Consider the following 26,283-nt stretch of genomic DNA (forward strand, 5'->3'; position numbering starts at 1 on the left):
CCGGCCCGTAGAGGAGGAGCCGAGCGTGACCGAGCCGCCCGTGCGCGAGCCCGTCGACCCGGACGTCGCCCCCGCCGACCGCGCCGTCCCGGTCTCCCGGGTGCTCGCCGTGGTGGCGGCGGGCGGGGTACTGGGCGCGGGCGCCCGGTACGGGGCCGCCCTGCTGTGGCCGACCCCGGGCGGGGCCTTCCCCTGGACCACGCTGACCGTCAACGCGGTCGGCTGCGCGCTCCTCGGGGCGCTGATGGCGGCGTTGACCGCGGCCTCCGCCCCGGGTCCCCTGGTCCGGCCCTTCCTGGGCACCGGGGTGCTGGGCGGGTTCACCACCTTCTCCGCCTACGCCGTGGACGTGCGGCTGCTGGTGCGGCACGGGGAGGGCGCGCGCGCCGCCGGGTACCTGCTGCTCACCCCGGTGCTCGCGCTCGCCGCCGTTTGGGCGGCGGCGGGGCTGACCCGGTGGGCGCTGGCGCGGGGGCGGTCGTGAACCCGGCCGGGGGAGCGGCCTCGTGGCTGCTGGTGCTCGGCGGGGCGGCGGTGGGAGCGCCGCTGCGCTATCTGACGGACCGGGCGATCCGTTCCCGGTACGACACGTTGTTCCCCTGGGGGACGTTCGCGGTCAACGTCACCGGATGTCTGGTGCTGGGGGTCCTGACGGGCGCGGCCCTGGGGGGCGCGGTCGGTCCGGGTGCTCTGACGCTGTTCGGGACCGGTCTGTGCGGGGCGCTGACCACCTACTCCACCTTCTCCTACGAGACCCTGCGGCTCGCCGAGGAGGGGGCGACCGGCCGGGCCGCGCTGAACGCGGTGGGGAGCGTGGCGGCCGGGGTGGCCGCGGCCTTCGCGGGCGCGGCCCTCGGGGGGTGGCTCTGGGGGTGAGTCGCCGCACCCCAACTGTCAACCGGCGGTTGACGATTGAGGAGCTGTCAACCTAGGGTTGCCTTATGACCGCATCGCACGGCGCCACGGCGCCCGTACGCCTCGACGACCTCATCCACGCCATCAAGACGGCCCACTCCGACGCGCTCGAACAGCTCTCCGGAGCGGTCATCGTCGCCGACCACCTCGACGAGGTGGCCGACCATCTGATCGGCCACTTCGTGGACCAGGCCCGCCGGGCCGGGGCCTCCTGGACGGACATCGGCAAGAGCATGGGGGTCACCCGGCAGGCCGCCCAGAAGCGCTTCGTCCCCAAGGACCCGGGCGAACCCGCCCTCGACCCCAGCCAGGGGTTCAGCCGCTTCACCCCGCTCGCCCGCAAGGTGGTCATGGCCGCCCACGAGGGTGCCAAGGCCGCGCGCAACGACCAGGTCCGCCCCGCCCACCTGGTCCTCGGACTGCTCGCCGAACCGGAGTGCCTCGCCGTCCGGGTCATCGAGGCCCAGGGCGTCACCTCCGCCGAACTCCGGGACACCGCGACCGACGCCCTGCCGCCCGCCGTCGAGGAGGTGCCCGACCTGGTGCCCTACGACGCCGGGGCCCGCAAGGTCCTGGAGCTGACGTTCCGTGAGGCGCTGCGCCTCGGCCACAACTACGTCGGCACCGAACACCTGCTGCTGGCGCTGCTGGAGTTCGAGAACGGCGAGGGCGCGCTGTCGGCCGCGGGCGTCGCCAAGGACGCCACGGAGAGCGGGGTCGCCGCAGCCCTCGAAGCGCTCGCGAAGGAGCGCGACGGCGGGACGGTGTGAGCCACACGACTCCTCGACGGGTGAACCAACCGCCTCCGGAACGCGTATGAGCAGTTGAGACCGGTCGGACCGCGACGGCGGTTCCGGCCCGGGCGCCGGTCGCCCGGACCGGAACCGCCGCGCCGGTCCCCCCGGGTGGACGCGTACCGCGGAGGCCCCCCATGCCCATCAGTCGAGACCCCGACAGCGCCGCGACCGAACCGGGCGGCGGTCCGCCGCCCGCCCTGCCGACGGCGCTCCGGCACGGCGCGGCGACCGCCCGGGACCGGGCGGTGGTCGCGGCGCTGGTCGAGGAGGCGACCTTACTCGCCCGTGACGACGTGCGCCGGGCCCTCGTCCGGGAGGGCGGGCCGGACGGGCCGCGCTGTGACTGGGCGGCGCTCGCCGGACGGCTCCACCTCCTGGAACTCACCACCTCGGAAAGGGTGTTCCTGGCCCTGCTGCTCTCCATGGCGGGCGCCCACCAGATCTCCCTGTCCCGGGTCCAGGACCTGGACGAGGCCCGGCTGATCGTGGTGCTCAGAGCCCTGGTCCAGCTCTCCGGGAACAGCCGGATCGCGGTCGGCACCCGGATGTGAGCACCGCTCACTGACCCGGTTCCGGCTTCGCGCCCGGCCGCGTCCCGATGGGCGGGAACCCGCCAACGCGTGCGGCGGCCCTGGTTCGCCTCCTGCCACGCAAGGGGCCACCGTGCGACGATCGCTCCTTTGAGGCCGAAGGGCCCACGGTGATCGGAGGTTTCTGTCATGCGCCTACGTGCGCTTGTCATCGCGCTGCTCGCGACAGTGATGTTGGGCGGTGGGACCGTCACCCCGGCGTCTGCGGACACGGTTTCCCCTCAGTCCGCCCCGGTGCTGCGTTTCCTCAGCTACAACATCTGCGGCGCCAACGAGGAACCGGAGGCGAAAACCCCCTGCGGGCCGTACCGGGACCACGTCAAGGTCCGGGTCGACGAGCTGAAGGCGCAGATAGCCGCATGGGACCCGGACTTCGTGTTCCTGCAGGAGGTCTGCTCCTCCCAGTACGACGAGTTGAGGACCGCGCTCGCCGCCAAGGGGTACGGAGGCAGCTTCGCCACCATGATCACCCCTGCCATGGACCCCACCGGCGATCTGTGCAAGTCGGATCTCGAACCCGCTTTCAACAAGGAACACGACTTCGGCAACGCGGTCCTCGCCAAGGGCCCGATCACACCGACGCCCACCATAGAACTGAACGTGGGCGGGGAGAGTCCGAACCAGAAGTGGCGGTCCGCGTGCGTCCAGGCACCTCTCCAGGGGCGTAACACCCTGGCTTGTTCCGTCCACCTCAACTCGTACACCCCCGAGATCCAGACCGAACAGGCACGGAAGCTCGCCAATGAGGTCAACGGATGGATCGACAGGGGCACCCCGGTCGTCATCGGCGGCGACTTCAACGCGCAGTACAAGGGGACGAACAACGCCGTCCAGTACCCCCTCACCCCGCTGTCGGCGTCGCTGAACCCCTTCTACAGTCACCCTGACGCACCCGGCACACCGGGTGGCAGGTTCCTCGAAACGGACGAGACCGACGCCCAGCACTTCACCCCGCAGTGCCAGGCACTGACCCGGCCCGTCGGGCATTGCCGCTCAGGCGAGTACACCGTGCTCAAGCCGCTGGCCAGCGCCGAGTCCAAGTACGACTACATCTTCGTGAGCAAGGCCCACTTCAAGAACGTCGCCGCCGACGCGCTGCCACGCGAGTCCTTCTCCGACCACTATCCCTACCGCGGCGCGGCCACCTGGACCCACTGCAACAATCCCGCCGACGGCAAGGCGGACCTCCTCCGCCGTAGTGCCGACGGCAGTCTGTACCGCCACTTCGGCGGCCATTCGCAGGTGACCCTCCACGCCCTCTACTGCAAGGTCGGCGCGGCCTGGAACGCCGACTGGGCCGCCATGCGGCACCTCGCGCGGGCGGGGGACGCCGACGGCGACGGCGCCGAGGACCTCTACGCCATCGACAACACGGGCAGTCTCCGCTTCTTCCCCGGTCACTCCACCGAGACGTTCTTCAGGTGGCCCCGCACCCTCACGGCGAGCGAAACCTGGACCAACGCCGTGAACATGATGACCGTGAGTCCGGACATGAACGGTGACGGGGGCCGCGACCTGGTGGTCCGGATCGCGGACGGCACGCTGACCCGTGTTTCCCTGCAGCCCGACGGAGGTCTGGGGGGCAGCGTCGACATCCCCGCTCCCGGTGCCGAGTCGTGGTCCGACTACAACAAGATCGTGGCTGCCGGTGACCTGACCGGTGACGGTGCTCCCGACTTCCTGGCCCGTACCCCCGCCGGACTCCTGTACCTCTACGAGACGGGCCCCGGCAACACGTTCAAGCCCCGTGTCCAGATCGACTCGGGATGGAACCAGTACGACGGCCTCGTCGCCCCCGGCGACGTCAACGGGGACGGCAAGGCCGACCTGCTGGCCCGCGACACCACCGGCAAGGTGTGGTTCTACGCGGGGCTGGGGGCGCTCAACGGCACCACCGCCTTCGCCGCCAGGTCCCAGAGCGGCCACGGCTACCCGGTGGGCGAGACCCTGTTCTAGCCCTGGTTCCCCGGCCCGCTGCCGGCCGGTCCCGTGCCGCCCGGCCCCGCCCCCGTCCCCGCTGGCCCGGGGGACGGGGCCGGGTGACCCGAGGTGCCCGGCGGGGCGTGTGACCCCGTCCCACCGGACACCGGCGTGACGCGCCCGGGTCAGTCGTCGTTCAGACCCCGGTCGATGGCGCGGATCAGCTCGCCGTCGGCCGTGTCGCCGTCGAGGGACCAGACCATGGCGCCGCCGAGGCCCCGGTCCACGACGTACTCCGACTTGGCGCGCAGGACCTTCGGGTCGTCGTACGTCCACAGGGACGTGCCGTCGAACAGCCAGGCGTGGCCGTTCTTCCGGTCCCGGTAGAGCTTGTAGGCGCCCGATTCCTTGAGCTTCTTGAGGGCCTTGTAGTCCTCGTAACCGGCCTGGTGCGTCGCGGGCGCCGGGCCCGTGTTCGGCTGGTTCAGCCCGTCGCCGCCGCCCGACACCCCGGTCCAGCCCTGACCGTAGAACGGCATGCCCACGACCAGCTTCTCGGCGGGCGCGCCGCGCCGCAGCCAGTCGTTGACCGTCTGGTCCACGCTGAAGTCGTTCTTCGCGTACAGCGCGGACTGCTGGTTCGTGGTCTTCTCGCCGGAGACGTGGAAGTCGTAGCCCTGGAGGTTCACGAAGTCGAAGTCCCGCATGATCTTCTTGACCTCGAAGCCCGCGTCGATCTTCGCGGGAGCGGTCGGCACGAACGCCGACAGCTCGTAGTGCTTGCGCGGCTTCCCCTCGCGCTGCTGGGACTTGGCGTATGCGTCCAGCTCGCTGCGGAACTCGCGGATGAGGGCGGTGAAGTTCTTCTTGTCCTCGGGGGTGTAGGGCGTGTCGTCCTCACCGGAGGAGCCCGGCCACTCCCAGTCGACGTCGATGCCGTCGAAGACGCCCGCCGCGGCGCCCTGCCCGCCCCGGGTGCCGTCCTGGGGGAGGTTGCCCTTGATGTACAGGTCGATGCACGACTTGACGAGCGCCTCGCGCTTGGCGGCGGTGCTCACGGCGTTCGAGAAGTGGGTGGACCAGCTCCAGCCGCCCAGCGAGATCAGCACCTTCAGCCCGGGGTGCTTCTTCTTCAGCTTCGCCAGCTGGTTGAAGTTGCCGGCCAGCGGCTGGTCCCAGGTGTCCGCGACGCCGTCGACGGAGTTCGCGGCGTCGACGCCGCGGCCGTAGTCCGCCCACGGGTCGCCCTCGCCGGGCACGCTCTCCAGGAAGCACTTGCCCTGGGGAGAGACGTTGCCGAACGCGTAGTTGATGTGGGTGAGCCGTGCCGCCGCACCGCTCGTGTCCAGGTCCTGGACCTGGAAGTCGCGCCCGTAGATGCCCCACTGGGTGAAGTACCCGATCCGCCGGAGTTCGGATTGGTGCTTCGTGTCGTTCTGCGAGCCGCTGGAGTCGGCCGAGGCGGGAGCCGTGACCAGCAGGGAGACCGGAAGAGACGCGGCGCAAGTGGCGATCGCCAGTCTGGCGAGGATTCTTCGACGCATGCCGGGAAGCTATTGGTCTGGACCATGACGGTCAAGAGGCTGGACCAGGGGAATCGCGCGGGAAGTCCGATCCCCCGGTCTCGGCATCCCGGACGTCCCCGCCGTTTTCCGGTGGACATTCAACCATCCAGTGGCGCAATGGTGGTGAGGGTTCGTCAGAGAAATTCCCGGCGCGTTCGAGGGGACGGGGCCGGGCTTCGGCGGTGACGGGTCCGGGTCTCGGCGGTCGAACCGCCGACCGGACGGGCGGACGGTCCCGGAGCCCCGGCGGCGAACCGTCGGTCCGGGCCGGGCCCGACCGTGTGCCCCGTCCGCCGGGCGTGCCGTCCGGGCCCACCGCGACCACCGCGACCACCGCGCCGTCCGGGCCGATCGGGACGGCCGGGCCGACGGTGGTGGTCGTGGAGCGGCGGGCCGGGGCGCCCCCTCCTACGATGGACCGTGGTGCCGCGCCCTTCCGCGAGCGGGACCGGGCCGGGGCCGCGCCGCCGACCGCGCGGCGCTCCACCGCCCGCCCCGGGACCCGTGCGCCCGGCCCGGGCCCGGCGAGGAGGCCCCATGAGCGCGCCCGAGCCGATCGATCCCACCGTCCCGCCCTCCGGCACCGGCTGCGTCGAGTGCGAGGACACCGGCGGCTGGTGGTTCCATCTGCGCCGGTGCGCCCGGTGCGGACACGTCGGCTGCTGCGACAGCTCGCCCGCCGGACACGCCACCGCACACGCCCGGGCCACCGGGCACCCGGTCGTCCGGAGCTTCGAACCCGGTGAGGAGTGGTTCTGGGACTACCGGGCCGAGCGGCTGCACGAGTCCGGACCCGGTCTCGCGCCGCCCCTCGCCCACCCCGGGGACCAGCCCGTGCCCGGACCCGCCGGACGCGTCCCGCCCGACTGGGCCGACCGGCTGCGCTGACCCGTCCGACGCGACCCCGCCGCGCCACCGTGCCCCGCTGCCGCGCCGCGCCCCCGTGACCCCGCCGTCGTGATCCTCTCGCGGGGCTCCGGCCCCGCCCCGGTCCGCTTCCGCCCCGGCCTCCGCCGACCGCCCCGCCGTCATCCCCCGGGGCGGCTCAGCGGGCGGGTTCGCGGTCCGCGCCCAAGGATGGGGGGTGACGCCCGCCCGCCCGAGCGGACGGGGTGGTCCCGGACGAAGCGGTCCCAGGAAGGACGGTCACCGTGGCACGACCCAGGATTCTCGTGGTGGGCGCCGGTTTCGCGGGGGTGGAGTGCGTCCGCCGACTGGAGCGGCGGCTCACGCCCCGGGAGGCGCTGATCACCCTCGTCACCCCGTTCTCCTACCAGCTCTACCTGCCGCTGCTGCCCCAGGTGGCCTCCGGGGTGCTGACCCCGCAGTCCATCGCGGTGTCCCTGCGGCGCAGCCGTCGGCACCGCACCCGGATCATCCCCGGCGGGGCCGTCGGAGTGGACCCGGCGGCCAAGGTCTGCGTCATCCGCAAGATCACCGACGAGGTGGTGAACGAGCCGTACGACATCCTGGTCCTCGCCCCGGGCAGCGTCACCCGCACCTTCGACATCCCCGGGCTGACGGAGCACGCCCGGGGCATGAAGACGCTCGCCGAGGCCGCCTACGTCCGGGACCACGTCATCGCGCAGCTCGACCTCGCGGACGCCAGTCACGACGAGGACGAGCGCACCTCGCGCCTCCAGTTCGTCGTGGTCGGCGGCGGTTACGCGGGCACCGAGACCGCCGCCTGCCTCCAGCGGATCACCACCAGCGCGGTGCGGCGCTACCCCCGGCTGGACGCCCGGCGGATCCGCTGGCACCTGGTGGACATCGCCCCCAAGCTCATGCCCGAACTGGGCGACAAGCTGGGCCGCGACGCCCTGGAGATCCTGCGGCGGCGCGGCGTCGAGGTCTCCCTGGGAGTCTCGGTCGCCGAGGCGACCGAGGACCGGGTCACCCTGACCGACGGCCGGGTCCTGCCCTGCCGCACCCTCATCTGGACGGCCGGGGTCGCCGCCAGTCCGCTGGTCGCGACCCTGGACGCCGAGACCGTCCGGGGACGCCTCGCCGTCCGCGCCGATCTGAGCCTGCCCGGGGCGGACGGGATCTTCGCCCTGGGCGACGCGGCCGCCGTCCCCGACCTCGTCAAGGGCGGCGACGCGGTCTGCCCGCCCACCGCCCAGCACGCCATGCGCCAGGGCGTCCGGGCCGCCGAGAACGTCCTCGCCGCCCTGCGCGGCCAGCCGCTCCGGCCCTACGCCCACCGGGACCTCGGGCTCGTGGTCGACCTCGGCGGCAAGGACGCCGTCTCCAAGCCGCTCGGCGTCGAACTGCGCGGACTGCCCGCCCAGCTCGTCGCCCGTGGCTACCACTGGTCGGCGCTGCGCACCAACGTGGCCAGGACCCGGGTGCTGACCAACTGGGTGCTCAACGCGGTCGCGGGCGACGACTTCGTCCGGACCGGGTTCCTCGCGCGGACCCCGGCCACCCTGCGGGACTTCGAGCACACCGACGCCTATCTGACCCCGGAGCAGGTCCGCGCGCACACGGCGGCGCTGCGGGCCGTGACCTGAGTTCCCCTCAGGCGCCCGGCACCCGGTCGAGGAAGCCGAGGACGGTCCGGATCCGGTCGTCCCCGTCGAGCACCACCACGTCGAACCCGGCGACCGGGGCGGTGCCGTCCGCCGGGTCCACCAGCTCCCAGGCGAACCGGGCGGTGTCGTGGTGCCCGTCCACCGCGCCCAGCGGGCGGAAGACCAGCCCGGGGAACCGCTGGCGCGCCGTGTCGATCAGGGAGGTGATCTCCCCGTGCCCGGTCACGGCGGCCAGCGGGTCGGTGTAGGTGCCGTCCTCGGTCCAGGCGGCCCCGACGGCCCGCGCGATCTCCTCGGGCGACCCCGCGTTCCAGGCGGCGAAGTAGCGGGCGGCGGCGGTCTCGTAGCGGTTCGCGGTCATCGCGGGGCCTTCCGTCGTGATCCGGTCCGGGGGCCCGGACCGGGGTCGTCGTGCGTCGACCGCAACGATGCCCGCCGCCCGTCCGGAGCGCGATGACCCGCGAGGTAATGGCGGTGCCCTTCCGGGACTTCCCGGAGCGGCCCCGTGGGCCGCCCCCGGGGCGAGGGTTCAGCGCACGCCGCCGAGCAGCCACTCGCCCGGCAGCCGGGCCCGGGCCGCCTCCAGCGCCGCCTCGTCCCGGCCCCGCGCCCACAGCCAGTCGGCGCCGTCCGCGCGCAGCAGCACCCCGTCCCCGCCGAACCAACGCACGGGCGGGCCGTCGGGTGCCGCCCACACCGGGTAGCCGGGCAGGGGGAGCGGGGTGAACCGTTCCGTCAGGGCGGTGACGGTGACCTCGTCCAACGCGCGGTTGTCGGTCGCCGCGCCCTCGGCGAACAGGCCCTCGGAGAGCACCATCTCGACGCAGGCCAGCGAGAAGCTGCCCAGGAAGGGCCGCCACTCCTCCTCGTCGGTCGCCCGGAACAGCACCGGGGGGTCGTCCGGGGAGCCGCCGTGCCCCGGGTGCTCCAGCGGTACGCCCCACTCCACGGCGTACTGGTTCTCCACCCGGAGGATCAGCACCTCGCCCGCCCCGTCGGTCTCCCACTGCGCGGGCCGCAGCAGCCGGTCCTGGCCGCGCACCAGGTCGTCGCGCCCGCCGAACAGGGCGTACGCCTCCCGTACGGCGGCGGGCAGCCGGACATCCAGACGGTTGGCGTGTTCGGTCAGCTCGGCCCCGGGGCGGCCGTCCTCGGGCCCCAGCGGACGCGCCCAGCGCCCGCCGAACCAGCGGACGAAGTCCCAGGCGCCACTGGCGCCGCCGCCCGCCGCACGGGCGAGCACGGGACGCGGATCGTGATCGTCTCCCATGATCGCGAGCCTAGTGCGAAGATCACACTCCCGGCACACCCCCGGTGCGTCCCCCTGGACACCTCCCGGGCGCCCCCCCGGTGCGCCGGGTGCTCCCCGGCGGCGGCGAGGGCGCGGACCCGGCGGTCCGGTCCCGTCCGCCGGACGGCTCCCACCGATGGGCGAAGCACCGTGATCGCCGTAGAATGGCGAGGTCACAGCCCGGAACGGATGTGCGGTGGAGTGGCACCATGGCGTCGAACCGCTCCGCGAACACCCCTGAGGACCTGCTCGCCCGGCTCGGTCATCTGACCGCCGAGGCCCGGGTCCGCGCCGACGCGCACCGCACCCAGGTGGAACTCGCCCTCGCCCTCCAGCGCGGCATGCTCCCCGCCGAGCTGCCCACCGTCCCCGGGCTGAGCGTGGCGGCCCGCTACGCCCCCGCCTTCGCGGGGCTGAACGTCGGCGGCGACTGGTACGACGGCTTCGTCCTGCCCGACGGCAGCGTGGGCTACTCGATCGGCGACGTCCAGGGGCACACCATCGAGGCCGCCGCCTTCATGGGCCAGGTCAGGGTGGGGCTGCGGGCCCTCGGATCGGTCACCAGCGACCCCGGTGAGCTGCTCGGCCGCACCAACGACCTGCTGATCTCCCTGGGCGGCCCGCTCTTCGCGACCTGCACCATGGTCCGTTTCGACCCGGTCACCTGGGAGCTGGACAGCGCCCGCGCCGGACACGTGCCGCTGGTCCGCGCGACCTCCGACGGCGCCGCGGGCGTGGTCGAGGACGAGGGCGGGCTGCCGCTGGGCATCGAACCGGGCGCCCGCTACCCGGTGACCCGGTACCGGCTGACCGGGCGGGGCGCCTTCGTCCTGGTCACCGACGGGGTGGTGGAGGGGCCCTCGCTCGCCGTGGACGATGGCCTCGGCCAGGTGGCGACCCTCGCCGGGGTCGGCGTCGGGGCGGAGCTGGGGGCCGAGTCGCTGGCCAGCTCGGTGATGCGGATCGCCGACTCGATCGGGCACGACGACGACGCGGCCGTCCTGGTCCTCAGCCACGACGCTCCGCCCGAGGGGGAGCGGAAGCGCGCGCCGGACGGCTGACCCGGACACTCCTCCGTTCCCTCCACGTCGCCCCGGTCCCCTCCGGGACGGGACGACGTCCGGCTCACTCCGCTCTCCGGCCCCTCCACCGCTCCCGGCCCCACTCCTGGCCCCTGGCCGGCCCCGGCCCCGGCCCCGCTCCTGGTCCTGGTTCTGGTCCCGGTCCCGGCTTCCGCTCCGAGCGCGGACGGACGGGCGCTCCGGGCCCGCACGCCGACGGGCGCCCGGGGCGGCGGCCGGGTGCCCCCGGACGGTGTGGCCGCGAGCGTCCCGACGCGCCGAGCGGCGGCGCTCGGTGTCTGATGGCTGGCGTGGCGAACAACCAGTCCAGGGGACGCCGGGCCGCGGTGCTCGTCCTCCAGAACCTCGCGGTCGCCGCCTGCTACTACGCGGGCGGACGGCTGGGGCTCCTCAAGGCGCTGGTGGTCGAGGGGTCCGTGGTCAGTCCCATCTGGCCGCCCACCGGGATCGCGCTCGCCGCGCTGCTGCTCCTCGGGCCGGGCGTCTGGCCGGGGGTCGCGCTGGGCGCCCTGCTCATCGTGGAGTACGTGAGCGCGGTGCTCACCCCCAGCGCCATCGGCATCCTCGCCGGGAACACGCTCGCCCCCCTGTGCGCGTACGCCCTGCTGCGGGCGGTGGGCTTCCGGACCGAGCTGGACCGGGTGCGGGACGGCTTCGCGCTGGTGTTCCTGGGCGCGCTGGTCGGCATGCTGGTCAGCGCCACCGGAGGGGTGGGCAAGCTGCTGCTCGGACGGCAGATCCCCGCCGAGGACTTCTGGCCGGTGTGGTCGGCGTGGTGGGCCGGGGACGCGCTCGGCGTCCTGGTGGTCACCCCGGTGCTGCTGCTCCTGTGGCGGGCCCACCGGCCGCGCGCGCTGAGCCGCTGGCCGGAGGCGCTGGCGCTGGCGCTCTGCGTGGGGATCACGGCGCCCTCCGTGGCCACCAGCGACCTCAGTCTGCTCTTCCTGGTCTATCCGCTGCTGATCTGGGCCGCGGTCCGCTTCCGGCTCCCGGGCGCCACCCTCTGCGCCCTGTACGTCTCGGTGGTCGCGGCGGTCGCCGCGGCGGACGGGGCCGGTCCGTTCGCCGGTCACGGCCAGTTCGAGGTGATGATCAACCTCCAGGCGTTCAACGGCTCGGTCGCGCTGACCGCCCTGCTGCTGGGCGTCCTGGTCTCCGAGCAGCGCACCATCCGGCTGCGGATCGAGCAGGCCGTCGTCGAACTGGCGGAGGTGGTCGAACGGCTCGCGCCGGACGGCAGCGCGGGGCGGCGGAGGCCACCGGACGGGGACTGAGCACGGGGGAGGGGGTGGCGTGCGGCGGAGGGCGGAGGGCGGAGGGCGGCGGAAGGCGGTGGCGACGGCCGGGGTGACGGGGCTCACCCGAGTGGGGGAACAAAGGGGGATGATTCATCGTTCCTCCCTATGTGGACGTGGAGGGAACTGTGTCCCCGGGCCCAACCCTTCGCCCACGAGGACGATCGTTCGGCTGAAGCCTCGTGGAGCCTTCCGCCGAGAGGCGACCGCCCTCCGCGTCCCCCTCGAACGAGCCCCGGCTGGTCTCCCCCCGTCCAGCCGGGGCTCTCCTCGTCCCCGTCCGCCGGACGGCGGGCGCCCCGGTCGCCGGAGCGGTGGAGCGGAGCCGCCGGACGCTTCCGGCGCGGGCCCCGGACGAAGGCTCGGGAAAGCCCGTTCCGGGCCCGCGCCGAGGTCGTTCCGGGATCGTTTCCAAGCCGTTCCGAACGGTCAGCAACCCCGTGGAAACGGCGGCTTCCGGCCACTCGGGACCTTTCGCGCGGAACGCTCGGACGGTGCGCGCCGACCGGATCCGCGCCCTGATTTTGTCTAGACCTATTTTGTCTAGACCTCTTGCCCTGCCCATGATCGGCGGGCTACGTTTCCGGCGTTCGGAGTACTTCAAGTTTCCTTCAATTCCCTTGACGAGCAAGGCTGGAAGGAGCATGTCCGCATGCAGGACCGGAGTCTGTCCAGACGGACCGTCATCGCCTCCGCGACCGTGGTCGCGGCTGGCGCCACCGGTGTCGTGGGCGTTACGGCCACCCCCGCACTCGCGAAGAAGAAGGGTGACGCCCACCTCAAGGCGATCATCGCCAAGATGAGCGTAGAGGCGAAGATCGGCCAGCTGTTCGTCCCGTACTTCTACGGCACGTCGGCCACCGAGCCCAATCAGTTCGACCAGGACCGCAACCTCCGGGAACTGGGGGTCCGCACCGTCGCCGAGCTGATCACCAAGTACCACATCGGTGGTGTCATCTACTTCTCCGGCTGGGCCAACAACATCCAGGACCCCCGCCAGGTCGCGGAGTTGACCAACGGCGTCCAGCGCGCGTCGCTCGCCCTGCCCGGCGGCATCCCGTCCCTGATCTCCATCGACCAGGAGCACGGCGCCAACGTCCGCATCGGCAGCGGCGCCACCCAGCTCCCGGGCGCGATGGCGCTCGGCGCGGGCCGTTCGCTCTCCGACGCCCGCGTCGCCGGTTGGATATCGGGCACCGAACTCGCCGCCCTGGGCATCCACCAGAACTTCGCCCCGGTCGCCGACGTCAACGTCAACCCGGCCAACCCCATCATCAACGTGCGGTCGTTCGGCGCGGACGCCAAGGCCGTCGGCCGGATGGTGGCCGCCCAGGTGACGGGCTATCAGCGGGCCAGCGTGGTGGCGTGCGCCAAGCACTTCCCCGGCCACGGCGACACCGCCGAGGACAGCCACACCGGCCTCCCGGTGATCACCCACACCCGCGAGGAGTGGGACCGGATCGACGCGCCGCCGTTCAAGGCCGCCATCGACGCCGGGGTCGACTCGATCATGACCGCGCACCTCCAGGTGCCCGCGCTCGACCCCAGCAACGAGCCCGCCACCCTGTCGTCCAAGATCCTCCAGGACGTGCTCCGCGGCGAACTCGGCTTCAAGGGCGTCATCGTCACCGACGCGCTCAACATGCGCGGCGTGCGCACCAAGTACGGCGACGACCGCGTCCCCGTCCTCGCCCTCAAGGCGGGCTGCGACCAGCTGCTCTTCCCGCCGAACATCGACGTCGCCTTCAACGGTGTGCTGGCGGCCGTCCGCTCCGGCGAGATCACCGAGAAGCGGCTCGACGAGTCCGTGCTGCGCATCCTGCGGGTCAAGGACAAGGTCGGCCTGTTCGACGGCGACCCGTACGTCTCCCAGAAGGTCGTCAGCCGGGTGGTCGGCGCCCGCAAGCACCAGGCCGAGGCCGCGCGGATCGCCGAGCGCACCACCACGCTGCTGGTCAACGAGGACGAGGCCCTTCCGCTGCGCCGTCGGCAGAAGAAGCTGCTGGTGGTCGGCGCCAGCCCCGCCTTCCCGACCGACGCCACCCGCACCTCGGTGCCGGAGCTGGCCAAGGCGTTCGACGAGCTGGGCTACACCACGACCGCCCTCGCCACCGGACGCGCCCCGGACGCGGCGAGGATCGACGAGGCCGTGGCCGCCGCCCAGGGCCGGGACGCCGTGGTGGTCACCACCGACAACGTCGGCGCCACCAGCGCCCAGCGCACCCTGGTGTCCCGACTGGTGGCGACCGGTGTGCCGGTCATCCACCTGGCGGTCCGCAACCCGTACGACATCGCCCAGCTCAGCGGGGTGAAGGCGTCGCTGGTCTCGTACTGCTGGGCCGAGGTCGAGCTGCGCGCCGCCGCCCGGATCATCGCGGGCCGGGTCGAACCGCGCGGCAAGCTGCCGGTGCCGATCCAGCGCGCCGACGACCCGACGAAGGTGCTGTACCGCTCCGGCCACGGTCTGTCCTACGACGACTGAGCCCCGGGCGCCCCGGCGGACCGCTGCGGCCCGCCGTCCCCGCTCCGGCCGCCCGGAGCGCGCCTCGGCCCCGGCACCCCCTCACGGGGATGCCGGGGCCGAGGCGTGTGACGGGCCGTTCCTACGCGGCGGGCTGGAGGTAGCGGGCCAGCAGGTCGTCCAGGCTCACCAGCCCGGCGATCCCGCCCGCGCCGTCCCGGACCACCGCCAGCGACGCCCGTCGACGGCGCAACTGCTCCACCGCGTGGGCGACGGTGTCCTCGGCCGTCAGCTCCGGCAGCGCCCGGGCCAGCTCCCGGGCGGTCGTCGTCCGCTCCCGGGCCCGGGCCACCAGGGCGTCCCGGGCGTGCACCGAGCCCACGACCCGTCCGGAGTCCCGGACGATCAGCCGGGTCCGGTCGGCGGCCGAGGCCACCCCGAGGATCGTGGCGGGTCCGGCGGACCCGTCGACCCAGGTGATCTCCGCCGCGGGCACCATCAGCTCCGCCACCGGCGTCTGCGGCTCGGTGAGCGAGCGGGTGATCAGCTCGGAGTCGGCCGCGCTGATCAGACCGGTCCGCCGGGACTCCGCCACCAGGTCGGTGAGCCGCTCCCGGTCGTGGACCGCGACCAGCTCGTCCCGGGGGCTGACCCCGCAGAGCCGGACCAGCGCGTTGCTGACCGCGTTGAGCACCCGGATCAGCGGACGCACCACGTTGACCACCGCCCGGAACAGCGGCGACAGCAGCATCGCCGACCGCTCCGGGTGCGCGATGGCCCAGGACTTCGGGGCCATCTCACCGATCACCATGTGCAGGAACACCACGATGACGATCGCCACCGCGAACGACACGCCGTAGCTCAGTCCGGTGGGCAGGCCCCAGCCGGTCAGGACCGGGTCCAGCGCGTGCGACACGGCGGGCTTGGAGATCGACCCCAGGCCCAGGGTCGTCACGGTGATCCCGAGCTGCGCGCCCGCCAGCATCAGCGACAGCTCGCGCATCCCGTCCAGGGCGGCCCGGGCACCGCGCCGCCCCTCGGCGGCGGCCTTCTCCAACCGGTGCCGCTTCGCCGCGACCAGCGCGAACTCGGCGGCCACGAAGAAACCGCTGGCGATCAGCAGCAGCACGGTCAGGAACAGGGCGAGGGAGAAGCTCACGCCGTCACCTCCTGGTCCGCGCGGCGGGAGCCCTCGGCGTCCGCACCGCCCCGGACCGTCTCACCGGAACCGGAACCGGAACCGGAACCGGAATCAGAACCCGAACCGGACGGGGCGGGCGACAGCTCGATCCGCACCCGCTCCGGTACGTGCCGGTTGAGGGTGCGCACCTCGATGACCGCGGTGCCGCCGTCGGGCAGCTCCACCGCCACCCGGTCACCGATCGCGGGGAAGCGGCCCAGCCGGTCCACCACGAGTCCGGCGACCGTGTCGAAGTCGTCCTCCTCGGGCAGCTCCACGCCGATCACCGGCGCCACCTCGTCGATCCGGCGGCCCGCGTCCACCGACCAGCCGGAGCCGTCGGCCACCGCGAGCGAGGTCACCCGGTCGGACTCGTCGGCGATGTCGCCGACCAGCTCCTCCGCGATGTCCTCGTAGGTGACGATCCCCGCCACCCCGCCGTGCTCGTCCAGGACGACCGCGAACTCGTCGTCGACCTCCCGCATCCGCGCCACCGCGCCGGGCAGCGGCAGGGTGTCCGGAAGCAGCAGCGGACGGCGCGCCAGCTCACCGGCGGTGGTGGCGGCCAGCCGCTCTGCGGGCAGCCGGGACAGCTCCCGCACCCCGAGGACCCCGGCGACGTCGTCCGGATGGTCCCCGAGCACGGGGTACGTCGAGTGGCCGTGGCGCGCGATCAGCTCCACGGCGTCGGCCGCCGAGGCGTCCCGGCGGATGAAGACGGTGTCCGCGCGGGGCACCATCACCTCGCCCATCGTGCGCTCCGAGAACTCCAGGGCGTGGTCCAGCAGCTCGGCGGTGTCCCGGGGCAGCGCGCCCCGCTCGTGGGACTCGTCGATCAGCTGGCCCAGCTCCTCCAGGGTCGCCCCGTGGTGCAGCTCCTCGACCGGCTCGATGCCGATCCGGCGCAGCAGCCGGGCCGCGGCCCCGTCGAAGACCCGCACCACCGGGCCCACGACCTTCAGATACGCGAGGGTCGAGGGCGCCAGGGACTTCGCGAGCCGTTCGGGGACGGCGATGGCCAGGTTCTTCGGGGCCAGCTCGCCGAGCACCATCTGCACCACGGTGGCGACCACGAAGGCCAGGGCCACCGAGATGCCGTCGACGGCGGCGTCCGGCACGCCCACGCCCGAGACCAGCGGCCGGATGACCGCGGAGACGGACGGGCCGGTGAGGAAACCGACGATCAGGCCCGTCACGGTGATCCCGAGCTGGGCCCCGGAGAGCATGAAGGACAGCTGGCCGGTGACCTTCAGGGCGCGCGCCGCGCGCCGGTCACCGGCTTCGGCCGCGCGGGCCAGGGCCAACCGGTCGACGGAGACGTACGTGAACTCCTGGAGGACGAAATAGCCCGTCCCGGCGGTGAGCAGGAGCACCGCCAGCAGGCCGAGCGCGGCGTTCATCGAACACCATCCCGCCGGGTGCCGCGATCATGAATGAGAGGGCGGGATGGTCCGGGACTGTGTCCCGGAGGATCGGGGTCCGTCGTCTGGGCGGACAAGTGGCCACTCCTTGGCAGGTGGTCGTCGTGAACGTGCTCGCTACAACGAACACGTTCCGATCATTGTTCCCGATCGTCGCGGGAAACCGGCAGGGCCCCCTCCGGAACGAGACGGGACCCTTCCGGGGCGGGGGCTGTGCCCGGCTCCGGAAGGGTGCGGGCTCCTCTCCAGGACGGCGCGCGAGCCCTTCCGGGACGGCGACACCCCTCCGGAACGGTCGGCACCCCTCCGGAACGGGCGCGGCACCCCTCCGGGACGGGCGCGGACCCCCACCGGGACGCCCGGGGCGGCGGGGGCGGGGGAACGGACCTCCGCCCCCACCGCCCCGGGCCGTCCCGGTCACTCAGCGTGCCGGTGCCGTCCCCGGCTCCCCGGCGGCCTCCGGCGCGCCCCCGGCGTCCGGCGCGCCCCCGGCGTCCGGCGCGCTCCCGGCCTCCGGCGCGCCCCCGGCGTCCGGCGCGCTCCCCGCGTCGGGGGAACCGGCGGCGGACGGCCCGAAGGGGGCCGGCCCACCGGGACCCGCCCCGCGCCCCCGGCGGGCCACCACCAGGGCGGTCGCCCCGATGACCACGGCCGCCGCCACCAGCGCCGCGCTCACCCCGGCGGGGGAGCGGTACCCCAGCCCGGCGGAGATCGTCACGCCCCCGAGCCAGGGCCCGAGCGAGGCGCCCACGTTGAACGCGGCGGTCGCGCTCGCCCCCGCCAGCACCGGGGCCCCGGCCCCCTCGTACAGGACGCGGGTCACCAGCGTCGAGCCGGTCGCGAACGCCAGCGCGCCCTGCACCGGCACCAGCGCCAGCACCGCCACGGGGTGCGCCGCGACCAGCGCCAGCAGCACCCAGCCCACCAGCTGGCCGGTCGTCCCCCAGACCAGCAGCGGCAGCGGCCGGGTGTCCGCGAGCCGCCCCGCCGCGCTGACCCCGGCGAAGGAGCCGAGCCCGAAGAGCACCAGCACCCCGGGCACCCACGCCTCCGGCACCCCGGACACCCGGGTCACCAGCGGGGCCAGATAGGTGAAGGAGCAGAAGGTGGCCCCGTTCACCAGCGCGCACAGCGCGAGCAGGAGCAGCGGACGGCGACGGCCGAGGAGCCGCAGTTCGGCGCGGACCTCGGCGGCTCCCGGCGCCCGCCCCGCACCGCGCCCGGCGGGGACCGAGCGCCAGACGGCCACCACCGCCGGGGCCGACACCACGACCACCCCCCAGTACGCGGCCCGCCAGCCCCCGTACTGGCCGAGCAGCGCGCCGCCGGGCACGCCCACCACACAGGCGAGGGTCACCCCGCCCAGCAGGACCGCCGCCGCCCGGCCCTTGGCGTGCGGCGGGACCATCGCGGCGGCGGCGGTGAACGCCACCGCCAGGAAACCCGCGTTGGCGAGCGCCGCGAGCACCCGGGTCACCAGCAGCACCGTGAAGTCGCCGGTCAGCGCGCCCACCGCGTGCGAGGCGAGGAAGACCAGCAGGAACACCAGCAGCGCGGCGCGACGGGACCAGCGCATGGCGGCGACCGCCGTCACGGGCGCGCCGATCACCATGCCCACCGCGAACGCCGAGGTCAGGGACCCGGCGGCGGGGACGGAGACATCCAGGTCACGGGCGATCTCCGCGAGCAGACCGGACAGCATGAACTCGGACGTGCCCATGGCGAAGACCGCCAGTCCGAGCAGATAGAGAGCGAAGGGCACAGCGGAACTCCACAGCCGTTTCGAAACCTCCAGGACACCGGTCCGGCGGTCCACGGGCTGCCGAAGGCGGCCCCGGCGCGTCAGCGGGAAGGCGACGCGGGGGCGGGCACGACGGGAAGCCACCGGGACGGCCGGTGGCTAGCCTCTGTCGGACTCTGGGCTGTTCACACCGGGCAGCCTAGGAACCGGGGCGCGTACCGTCCACCGCTTTTCCGTCGGGGTCGGGCCGGTTTCCGTCCCGGCCCGCCGCCGGACTCGGTGGCCGCGTCCCCGTCCATCGCGCGCGGCACGGTCGGCAACGTGCCGAAGCGGCGCGGGCACAGCCCGCGGACGAGACTTTCCAGGGCGGCTCCGATGCCGTGATCGCACTCGGCACATAACGATCGCCCTTCAGGCCGACCCGATGCCGGGACCATCCCGCAGCTACGCTGGGCGGGGCAGTCCACAGTGAGCGAGACCGGGGGAACCGTGAACCTACCGCTGTTGTTCCTCGACGTCGACGGGCCGCTCAACCCTTACGCGGCCCGGCCGGAGAGGCGTCCCGACGGCTACACCACGATCAGAGTGCCCCGGAACGGGGCCCATGGGGACCACGGGGGATTCTCGTCCCGGCCGCGCCCCCTGCGTGTCTGGCTCAACCCGGAGCATGGGCGGTCTCTGGTCCGACTCGGTTTCGAGCTGTGCTGGGCCACCACATGGATGGGCGATGCCAACCGGTGGATCGCACCGGTGCTCGGCCTTCCGGAACTCCCCTTCGTCGACTTCGGCGACATCCTGCTCCGAGAACGCTTGGACGGAGTCCACTGGAAGACCGGGCCGCTGGTGGACCACGCCGACGGACGCCCCTTCGCCTGGGTGGACGACGAGCAGAGCGAGCTGGACCGGACGTATGTGGCCGCCCACCATCAAGGGCCCGGGCTCCTGCATCACGTCAACCCGCGGATCGGCCTGAGGGAAAGCGACTTCCACGCGCTCGCCGACTTCGCGAGTTCCCTGGGCGACTCGTCAACCACCGGCTGACCACCTCGGCGGCTCCAGGGGTACCCGTACTCGGAGCCGTCTGTGCAAGCAGCCTCAACCGGGGTCCCGGTCCCGGTGCGCGCGGCTCGCCGGGCGCCGGTGCGGGGGCTGCTCGGGGGCGGGGCGTTCGGGTGCCGGCCGGATGCCCCGCCGCTGCGGCGCGTCGGCCGTCACCGTCACCGGCCGTCCGTGGTGGCGCACGGTCAGCGGCTCGCCGGACAGCAGGGTGTAGGTGGCCGCGTCCCCGGTGATCTCCACCCGCAGCCGCCGCCGGGCCACCTCCAGGGTGAACGCGAGACGGCTGAAGCGCTCCGGCAGCCGGGGCGCGAAGCCGGGGACGCCGCCCTCCAGCAGCCGCAGCCCCCCGAACCCCGCCACCAGCGCCATCCAGGTCCCGGCCAGCGAGGCGATGTGCAGTCCGTCGCGGGTGTTGTTCTCCAGGTCCTCCAGATCCATCAGCGCCGCCTCGGACAGATAGTCGTAGGCGAGGCCCAGATGACCGGCCCGGGCGGCGATCACCGCCTGGCAGCACGCCGACAGCGAGGAGTCCCGCACCGTCAGCGGCTCGTAGTAGGCGAAGTTGCGGGCGAGCTGGTCCTCGTCGAAGAACTCGCCGCACTGGTGCATCGCCAGCACCAGGTCCGCCTGCTTCACCACCTGTTTGCGGTAGATGTCGAAGTAGGGGAAGTGCAGCAGCAGCGGGTACTGGTCGGGGCGGGTGCCCGCGAAGTCCCACATCTGGTGGCGGGTGAACCCCGACGACTGCTCGTGCACCCCGAGTTCGTCGTTGTACGGCACGTGCATGGCGTCCGCCGCGTCCCGCCACGCCGCGCTCTCCTCGTCGTCCACCCCCAGCGCCGCCGCCTGCCGGGGGTAGCGCTGCACCGCGTCGACGGCGGCCAGCAGATTCGCCCGGGCCATCAGATTGGTGTACGTGTTGTCGTCCTGGACGGCGCTGTACTCGTCCGGGCCGGTCACCCCGTCGATGTGGAACGCCCCGTGGTGGTCGTGGTGGCCCAGCGAGCGCCACAGCCGGGCCGTCTCCACCAGCAGCTCCACCCCGGTCTCCTCGGCGAACCGCTCGTCGCCGGTGACCGCCACGTACCGGGAGACCGCGTCGGCGATGTCCGCGTTGACGTGGAACGCCGCCGTCCCGGCGGGCCAGTACGCGGAGCCCTCCGAGCCGTCGATGGTCCGCCAGGGGAAGGCGGCCCCCTGGAAACCGAGCTGCGCCGCCCGCTCCTTCGCGGCGGGCAGGGTGTTCTGCCGCCAGCGCAGCGCCTCCGCCACCGCGTACGGGGAGGTGTAGGTGAGCAGCGGCAGTACGAAGACCTCGGTGTCCCAGAAGGCGTGGCCGTCGTAGCCGGACCCGGTCAGCCCCTTCGCCGGGATCGCCCGCCGTTCCGCCCGGGCGCCCGCCTGCAGCACGTGGAACAGCGCGAACCGGACGGCCTGCTGGATCTCCTCGTCACCGTCCACCGCCACGTCGGAGCGCGCCCAGAAGTCGTCCAGGTAGGCGCGCTGTTCGCCGGCCAGCCCGTCCCAGCCGACGTTCGTCGCCGCCGCCAGCGCCGCGTCCACCTGGTCGCTGACGGCGGGCAGCGACCGGGTGGAGGACCAGCCGTACGACACCACCTTGTCCAGGCGCAGGACGTCCCCGGGGGCCAGTGCGGAGGCGACGGTGAGCCGGGCGACGTCGGCCCGGCTCTCGCAGTCGGTGGCGGTGGGGCGGGGGCCCGTCACCACGTGGTCGGCGGCGGCGCCCACCCGCAGTTCGCTGGTGCGGGTGCGGTGCACCAGCCCCAGCCGGGAGCCCGCCGCGAAGTGCGACTCCGGCTCCAGCGGGGACTCCAGGGCGACCGCCGCGCGGGGGTCGCCGTTCGCCCCCGGCAACTGCTCGTTGGCGACCAGTTCGGACTGGATGACGACCCGCACCTCGGAGTCCACGGCCTCCACCTCGTAGCGGACCGCGGCGATGGCCCGCTGGGTGAACGACACCAGCCGGGTGGAGCGCACCCGTACCGAGCAGCCCGCCGGGGACACCCATTCGCAGACCCGGGTCAGCAGCCCGGTCCGCAGGTCGAGGACGCGTTCGTGGGAGAGCAGCCGCCCGTAGCGGAGGTCGAAGGGCTCGTCGTCCACCAGCAGCCGGATGACCTTGCCGTTGGTGACGTTGATGACCGTCTGCCCGGACTCCGGATAGCCGTACCCGGCCTCCGCGTACGGCAGCGGGTGCAGTTCGTACACCCCGTTGAGGTACGAGCCGGGCAGCCCGTGCGGCTCCCCCTCGTCGAGGTTGCCGCGCCAGCCCACATGGCCGTTGGACAGGGCGAACACCGACTCGCTCTGCGGCAGCACGTCCAGGTTGAGGGAGCGTTCGCGCAGCGCCCAGGGCTCCACCGTGTACGAGGAATGGGTGATCATGCGCGTGACTCCAGCTCGGCGAGGTCCTCCACCACGGTGTCCGCCCCGTGCGCCCGCAGCGCGTCCGCCTGGCCCACCCGGTCCACGCCGACCACGTAGCCGAACCGGCCCGCGCGGCCCGCGTCCATCCCGGCGAGCGCGTCCTCGAAGACCGCCGCCCGCCCCGGCGCCACGCCCAGGTCGGCCGCCGCCGCGAGGAAGGTGTCCGGGCGGGGTTTGCCCGGCAGCCCCCGCCGGGCGGCCACCACCCCGTCGATCCGGACGTCGAACAGCTCCTCGGCGCCCACCGCGCGCAGCACGTCCCGGCAGTTGGTGCTGGACGACACCACGGCGGTGCGCAGCCCGGCGGCGCGGACCGTGCCGAGGTAGCGCAGCGAACCCGGGTACGCCTCCACCCCGCCGTCCGCGATCCTCGCCAGCAGCAGCTCGTTCTTGCGGTCGCCCAGGCCCTGCGCGGTCAGCGTCCCGGGCGGGTCCGCGGTGGCGTCCGGGGCCCGTTCCGGGAGGGTGATCCCCCGGGAGGCGAGGAAGGCCCGCACCCCGTCGGCCCGGGGACGGCCGTCGACGTACGTGTCGTAGTCGTCCTGGGTGAACGGGCGGAAGCCGGGGCCGTCCCGCTCCCGCAGGAAGGCGTCGAAGGTGTCGCGCCAGGCGGCGGCGTGCACCACGGCCGTCTTGGTGATCACCCCGTCCAGGTCGAACAGACAGGCGGTGACGGTCTCCGGCAGCCCGGTCGCGCCCGCCGTCCCGGAGGGGGGTCCGGCCGGGCCGTCCCCGCCGTCTCCGTCGCCCCCGGGTTCCCGGGAGCCCCGAGGGCTCCCGGATGCTGCGCGTCCTTCGGGGTGTCCCATCGAGAACCCTCCGGGTCGGGGCCGCCCCGTCGGGGCCACGGTCGCCATCGTAAGCCCGCTCCCGGCGCGCCACCCGTCGGCGGCCGGGGCCCCGACGGGGCCCGCCCTCAGCCGCCGGACGGCCCCCGGGAACCGCCGGACGGCTCCCGCGCCGTGCCGAGGAAGTGGAAGCCCGGCCGGGGGTGCATCAGGAACCCGTGGTGGGAGATGTTCCACGCGTACGCCCCGGCCAGCGCGAACACCACCCGGTCCCCGGCCCGCAGGCCCGGCGCGTGCACCCGGCGGGCGAGGACGTCCTTGGGGGTGCACAACTGGCCCACCAGGGTCAGCGGCCCCGCGTCGTCCGGGTCGTCCGCGCCGGGCCGGGGCCACGGGTGCGGCCAGTCGTCCACCGGCAGCACCGCGCACGGCTGGTCGTGCCCCTTGGCCGCGGGGGTGCGCAGATGGTGGGTGCCGCCGCGCACCACCGCGAAGCGCTCCCCGTGGCTGTGCTTGACGTCCAGCACCTCGGTCGCGTACCAGCCGCAGTACGCGGTGAGGGCCCGGCCCGGCTCCACCCGGAGGGTCAGCCCCGGGTGGTCCGCCAGCAGGGCGGCCAGTCCGGTGCCGTACCCGGCCCAGTCGAAGCGGTCCCCGGGGCGGGCGTAGTCGACGGCCATGCCGCCCCCGACGCAGACCTCCCGCAGGGGCACGCGGTGCCGGGCGGCGAGCCGCGCGGACCATCCGACGACCTCCCGGGCGACCCGGACCAGCGCGGGCGCCGCCAGCCCGCTCACCAGATGGGCGTGGACGCCCCGCCACTCCAGCTGGGGGAACGTCCCGTCGGCGAGGGCGCCGAGCACGGCGTCCGCCTCCCGGGGGTCGATGCCGAACGGGCCGGGCCCGCCGCCCATGGTGAGCGCCCCGCCGCCGAGGAGGTCCGCGCCGGGCGCCAGGTTGAACCGGGTCAGCACCGGCACCCGGACGCCGGGCGCCACCCGGGCGGCGAGCGCGGCGAGCATCCGCAGCTCGTGCGCGCTCTCCATGTGGAACCGGGGCGGCGGCGCCCCCGCCGCCGCGCGGGCGAGCGCCGCCGTCAGCTCGGCCGGGGTCTTCCCGGGCCCGCCGAAGGCCAGCGGACGGTCCGGCACGGCCTTCGCCACGTGCGCCAGCTCGCCGCCGGAGGCCACCTCGTACCCGTCCAGCCGGGGGGCGAGCGCGGTGAGCACCTCGGGCTCCGGGTTGGCCTTGGCCGCGTAGTACAGCTCGACCCGCCGGGGCAGCGCCGCGCGGACGGCCGCCGCGTGGGCGCGCAGCGCGTCCAGGTCGTAGAGGTAGGCGGGCAGCTCCCCGGCGGACAGGGCGAGGGCCCGCTCCCGCACCGGGGGCGTGGGGGCGCTCACCGCTCGGTCCAGTCGGTGTCGGTGCGCCCGGCCCCGGACAGCACGTCCTCGGCGAGCGGGGAGGGCAGCCGTACGTACCCCGCGTCCCGGTCGGCGGAACGTTCCCAGCGGGCCAGCAGATTGGCCTTGGCGGGCAGCGGCACCCCCGCGAGCAGGGCCCGCAGCTCCGGCGGGCGGCCGTGCTCGCGGGCGTACTCCTCGACACTGGCGCGCAGTTCGGCCCAGAGCGCCCGCTCCTGGCCGGGATGGAGGTCCGCGAGCGCCGCCAGCACCTCGGCGGCGTGGTTGACGAACAGGCAGTACGCCACCCGGTCCCAGCCGCGCCGCGCGTCGTAGGTGAGGGGCCCCGCGACCTCCGGCGGCAGCGCGGCGAGGGCGTCGGCGTGGTGGCCGGGCACCAGTTTGGTGCCCTCCAGGTCCCGCAGGAGCAGTTGGACGGGGGTGCCGTCGGCGGCCACGCAGACCACGACGTTCTGGAGGTGCGGCTCCAGCACCACCCCGTGGTCGAAGTAGGCGGCGAGGACCGGGGGGACCAGCAGCCGCAGGTACGCCGACCACCAGCGCAGCGCCGTACCGGGGTCCGCGTCCGCGAGCAGCCGGGAGACCTGCGCGGGACCGCAGGGGTACTCGTCCGCGACGGCCGCCGCCAGCAGCGGGGTGGCCCCCGGCCGCAGCCGGCGCTCCAGCCCCTCCCGGACGATCACCCCGAACCCCTCCAGCAGGGACCGGTCGGGGCGTCCGTCGGGCCCCGGCAGCGCCAGCGAACGGTAGGCGGGCTCCCGCAGCACGGCGACCCGGGGGAAGCGGGCGGCGAGGTCCGCGAGGACGGGGGCCAGCAGCCGGGTGAGGACGACCGCGCCGGTCAGCTCGTACGCGGCGTTCTTGCGCAGGCAGTTGGTGATGCGCACGTTCAGACTGAACTTGAGGAAGCCGTCGTCGGTGTGCAGGGTGCGCACCGAGGAGGTCGGCCGGACGTCCCGGCCGCCGGGGCCCAGGTCCACCACGTCGCCCCGGTCGAGGGCGGCCCGCAACACCGGGTGGTCGCCCAGCAGTTCGTACTGCCAGGGGTGGGCGGGCAGCAGCCGGAAGCCGTCGGGGACGGTCCGCAGCCGGTCCAGCGGCGCGGTGGCCGACGGCTCGGCGCTCTCCTCGGCGGTCAGTCCGGCGCGCACCGCGAGCATCCGCAGCGGGAAGGACGCCCCGGCCTCGGGCGCGTAGGCGGCCCAGCGGGCGGGGTCGCCGCCGTGCGCCTTCGGGGTGGGGTGGAAGCGGTGGCCGAGCAGCAGGGACTGTTCCGAGGCGAGGTACACGGCCGTCGGGTCGTCCCCGAGGACGGCCGTCGTCCGGCGCGGCGCGTCGCCCGCCGCGCGGACCGCGCGGTGGCTGGCGGCCACCTGCTCCAGGAACTCGTCGTTGTCGGTGCCGGTGCGCAGGGAGAGTTCGGCGCGGACGTACCCGGCCAGCCGCAGCCAGCCCACCTCCGCCCAGCCGCCCGGGCCCCCGGCGTCCTGGCCCGGACCGGAGGGCGGGGCGAGCCGTTCGGTGACCGGCCCGGTGAAGCGGTGGGCGCCGAGCAGGGAGGTGCGCCGCAGGGCCACCCGGAGCAGGACGCCCCGGCGGGGCAGCCGCAGCAGCAGATGACCCCCGATGACGGCGGACTGCCGTTCGGGGCCGGACACCTCCCGCAGCAGACAGTTGAGGAGGGTGTGGGCCACGGCCAGGTCGGCGCCGGGCGGGTCCGGCACGTTCGCCGGAGCGCGCGGCGGGACGGAGAGAGTGCTGGGCATCAGCGG

20 protein-coding genes and 1 pseudogene are annotated in these 26,283 nt (G+C 74.2%); 11 read left to right on the forward strand and 10 right to left on the reverse strand.

The genetic code is table 11. The features are described 5' to 3' along the window. The first annotated feature begins 25 nt into the window (after positions 1-25). The 5 genes from ACVWNX_RS31590 to ACVWNX_RS31610 all read left to right on the forward strand — a co-directional run bounded on the left by ACVWNX_RS31590 (position 26) and on the right by ACVWNX_RS31610 (position 4,258). Positions 26-484: a fluoride efflux transporter FluC gene (locus tag ACVWNX_RS31590; RefSeq protein ID WP_454411608.1), complete on the forward strand. Its 459-nt coding sequence runs from the start codon at positions 26-28 to the stop codon at positions 482-484. Further along, the gene (gene crcB, locus ACVWNX_RS31595; protein ID WP_454411609.1) at positions 481-876 is read left to right on the forward strand and encodes a fluoride efflux transporter CrcB; all 396 of its coding nucleotides are present in this window, start codon (positions 481-483) and stop codon (positions 874-876) included. The genes ACVWNX_RS31590 and crcB overlap by 4 nt, the downstream gene beginning before the upstream one ends. Before the next feature lie 65 nt (positions 877-941). Beyond that, entirely contained in the window at positions 942-1,685 is a 744-nt protein-coding gene (locus ACVWNX_RS31600) for a Clp protease N-terminal domain-containing protein (RefSeq protein WP_454411610.1), read from the forward strand. Positions 1,686-1,846: 161 nt separating this feature from the next. Beyond that, the gene (locus ACVWNX_RS31605; protein ID WP_454411611.1) at positions 1,847-2,263 is read left to right on the forward strand and encodes a hypothetical protein; all 417 of its coding nucleotides are present in this window, start codon (positions 1,847-1,849) and stop codon (positions 2,261-2,263) included. 168 nt (positions 2,264-2,431) lie between these two features. Further along, positions 2,432-4,258 carry an endonuclease/exonuclease/phosphatase family protein gene (locus tag ACVWNX_RS31610; protein ID WP_454411612.1) on the forward strand — a complete coding sequence of 609 codons (1,827 nt, stop codon included), beginning with the start codon at positions 2,432-2,434 and terminating at the stop codon, positions 4,256-4,258. 149 nt (positions 4,259-4,407) lie between these two features. On the opposite strand, the gene ACVWNX_RS31615 is transcribed toward ACVWNX_RS31610, so the two are convergent. Next, on the reverse strand, positions 4,408-5,766 hold the full coding sequence (locus ACVWNX_RS31615) for a glycoside hydrolase family 18 protein (protein ID WP_454411613.1): 1,359 nt from the start codon (positions 5,764-5,766) through the stop codon (positions 4,408-4,410). Between the two features lie 558 nt (positions 5,767-6,324). On the opposite strand from ACVWNX_RS31615, the gene ACVWNX_RS31620 reads away from it, so the two are divergent. Beyond that, positions 6,325-6,675 carry a UBP-type zinc finger domain-containing protein gene (locus tag ACVWNX_RS31620; protein WP_454411614.1) on the forward strand — a complete coding sequence of 117 codons (351 nt, stop codon included), beginning with the start codon at positions 6,325-6,327 and terminating at the stop codon, positions 6,673-6,675. 263 nt (positions 6,676-6,938) lie between these two features. After that, on the forward strand, positions 6,939-8,300 hold the full coding sequence (locus ACVWNX_RS31625; protein ID WP_454411615.1) for an NAD(P)/FAD-dependent oxidoreductase: 1,362 nt from the start codon (positions 6,939-6,941) through the stop codon (positions 8,298-8,300). Between the two features lie 7 nt (positions 8,301-8,307). Here the strand turns inward: ACVWNX_RS31625 and ACVWNX_RS31630 are convergent, their stop codons facing one another. Both ACVWNX_RS31630 and ACVWNX_RS31635 read right to left on the reverse strand, forming a co-directional pair. Then, complete coding sequence (locus ACVWNX_RS31630; RefSeq protein WP_454411616.1) at positions 8,308-8,682, reverse strand: nuclear transport factor 2 family protein; 375 nt, start codon at positions 8,680-8,682, stop codon at positions 8,308-8,310. A 168-nt stretch (positions 8,683-8,850) separates the two neighbouring features. Beyond that, a complete protein-coding gene (locus ACVWNX_RS31635; RefSeq protein ID WP_454411617.1) occupies positions 8,851-9,591 on the reverse strand; it encodes a hypothetical protein in 741 nt (246 codons plus the stop codon). 230 nt (positions 9,592-9,821) lie between these two features. Here ACVWNX_RS31635 and ACVWNX_RS31640 point away from each other — a divergent pair, with 230 nt between their 5' ends. The 3 genes from ACVWNX_RS31640 (at position 9,822) to ACVWNX_RS31650 (ending at position 14,471) form a co-directional block, all read left to right on the forward strand. After that, on the forward strand, positions 9,822-10,673 hold the full coding sequence (locus ACVWNX_RS31640; RefSeq protein WP_454411618.1) for a PP2C family protein-serine/threonine phosphatase: 852 nt from the start codon (positions 9,822-9,824) through the stop codon (positions 10,671-10,673). Positions 10,674-10,975: 302 nt separating this feature from the next. Beyond that, the gene (locus ACVWNX_RS31645; protein WP_454411619.1) at positions 10,976-11,968 is read left to right on the forward strand and encodes an MASE1 domain-containing protein; all 993 of its coding nucleotides are present in this window, start codon (positions 10,976-10,978) and stop codon (positions 11,966-11,968) included. 673 nt (positions 11,969-12,641) lie between these two features. Then, positions 12,642-14,471, forward strand: coding sequence for a glycoside hydrolase family 3 protein (locus ACVWNX_RS31650; protein ID WP_454411620.1), 1,830 nt, complete (start codon positions 12,642-12,644; stop codon positions 14,469-14,471). A 121-nt stretch (positions 14,472-14,592) separates the two neighbouring features. Here the strand turns inward: ACVWNX_RS31650 and ACVWNX_RS31655 are convergent, their stop codons facing one another. The 3 genes and pseudogenes from ACVWNX_RS31655 to ACVWNX_RS31665 all read right to left on the reverse strand — a co-directional run. After that, positions 14,593-15,609 carry a hemolysin family protein gene (locus tag ACVWNX_RS31655; RefSeq protein ID WP_454411621.1) on the reverse strand — a complete coding sequence of 339 codons (1,017 nt, stop codon included), beginning with the start codon at positions 15,607-15,609 and terminating at the stop codon, positions 14,593-14,595. Further along, complete coding sequence (locus ACVWNX_RS31660; RefSeq protein WP_454411622.1) at positions 15,606-17,030, reverse strand: hemolysin family protein; 1,425 nt, start codon at positions 17,028-17,030, stop codon at positions 15,606-15,608. The genes ACVWNX_RS31655 and ACVWNX_RS31660 overlap by 4 nt, the downstream gene beginning before the upstream one ends. A gap of 661 nt (positions 17,031-17,691) precedes the next feature. After that, positions 17,692-18,813 (reverse strand): annotated as a pseudogene (locus ACVWNX_RS31665) (Cmx/CmrA family chloramphenicol efflux MFS transporter); the annotation flags it as partial. Positions 18,814-19,281: 468 nt separating this feature from the next. On the opposite strand from ACVWNX_RS31665, the gene ACVWNX_RS31670 reads away from it, so the two are divergent. Then, positions 19,282-19,833 carry a hypothetical protein gene (locus tag ACVWNX_RS31670; protein ID WP_454411623.1) on the forward strand — a complete coding sequence of 184 codons (552 nt, stop codon included), beginning with the start codon at positions 19,282-19,284 and terminating at the stop codon, positions 19,831-19,833. 54 nt (positions 19,834-19,887) lie between these two features. Here ACVWNX_RS31670 and ACVWNX_RS31675 read toward each other — a convergent pair whose 3' ends face one another. The 4 genes from ACVWNX_RS31675 to ACVWNX_RS31690 all read right to left on the reverse strand — a co-directional run bounded on the left by ACVWNX_RS31675 (position 19,888) and on the right by ACVWNX_RS31690 (position 26,277). Beyond that, the gene (locus ACVWNX_RS31675; RefSeq protein WP_454411624.1) at positions 19,888-22,257 is read right to left on the reverse strand and encodes a glycoside hydrolase family 65 protein; all 2,370 of its coding nucleotides are present in this window, start codon (positions 22,255-22,257) and stop codon (positions 19,888-19,890) included. Continuing rightward, positions 22,254-23,108 carry an HAD family hydrolase gene (locus ACVWNX_RS31680; RefSeq protein ID WP_454411625.1) on the reverse strand — a complete coding sequence of 285 codons (855 nt, stop codon included), beginning with the start codon at positions 23,106-23,108 and terminating at the stop codon, positions 22,254-22,256. Before ACVWNX_RS31680 ends, ACVWNX_RS31675 begins: the two co-directional genes overlap by 4 nt. Before the next feature lie 107 nt (positions 23,109-23,215). Next, positions 23,216-24,490 carry a type III PLP-dependent enzyme domain-containing protein gene (locus tag ACVWNX_RS31685; RefSeq protein ID WP_454411626.1) on the reverse strand — a complete coding sequence of 425 codons (1,275 nt, stop codon included), beginning with the start codon at positions 24,488-24,490 and terminating at the stop codon, positions 23,216-23,218. Then, positions 24,487-26,277 (reverse strand): IucA/IucC family protein, encoded by a 1,791-nt coding sequence (locus tag ACVWNX_RS31690; protein ID WP_454411627.1) that lies wholly within the window; start codon positions 26,275-26,277, stop codon positions 24,487-24,489. The genes ACVWNX_RS31685 and ACVWNX_RS31690 overlap by 4 nt, the downstream gene beginning before the upstream one ends. Positions 26,278-26,283 lie beyond the last annotated feature (6 nt).

The organism is Streptomyces sp. JNUCC 64, from assembly GCF_054484115.1.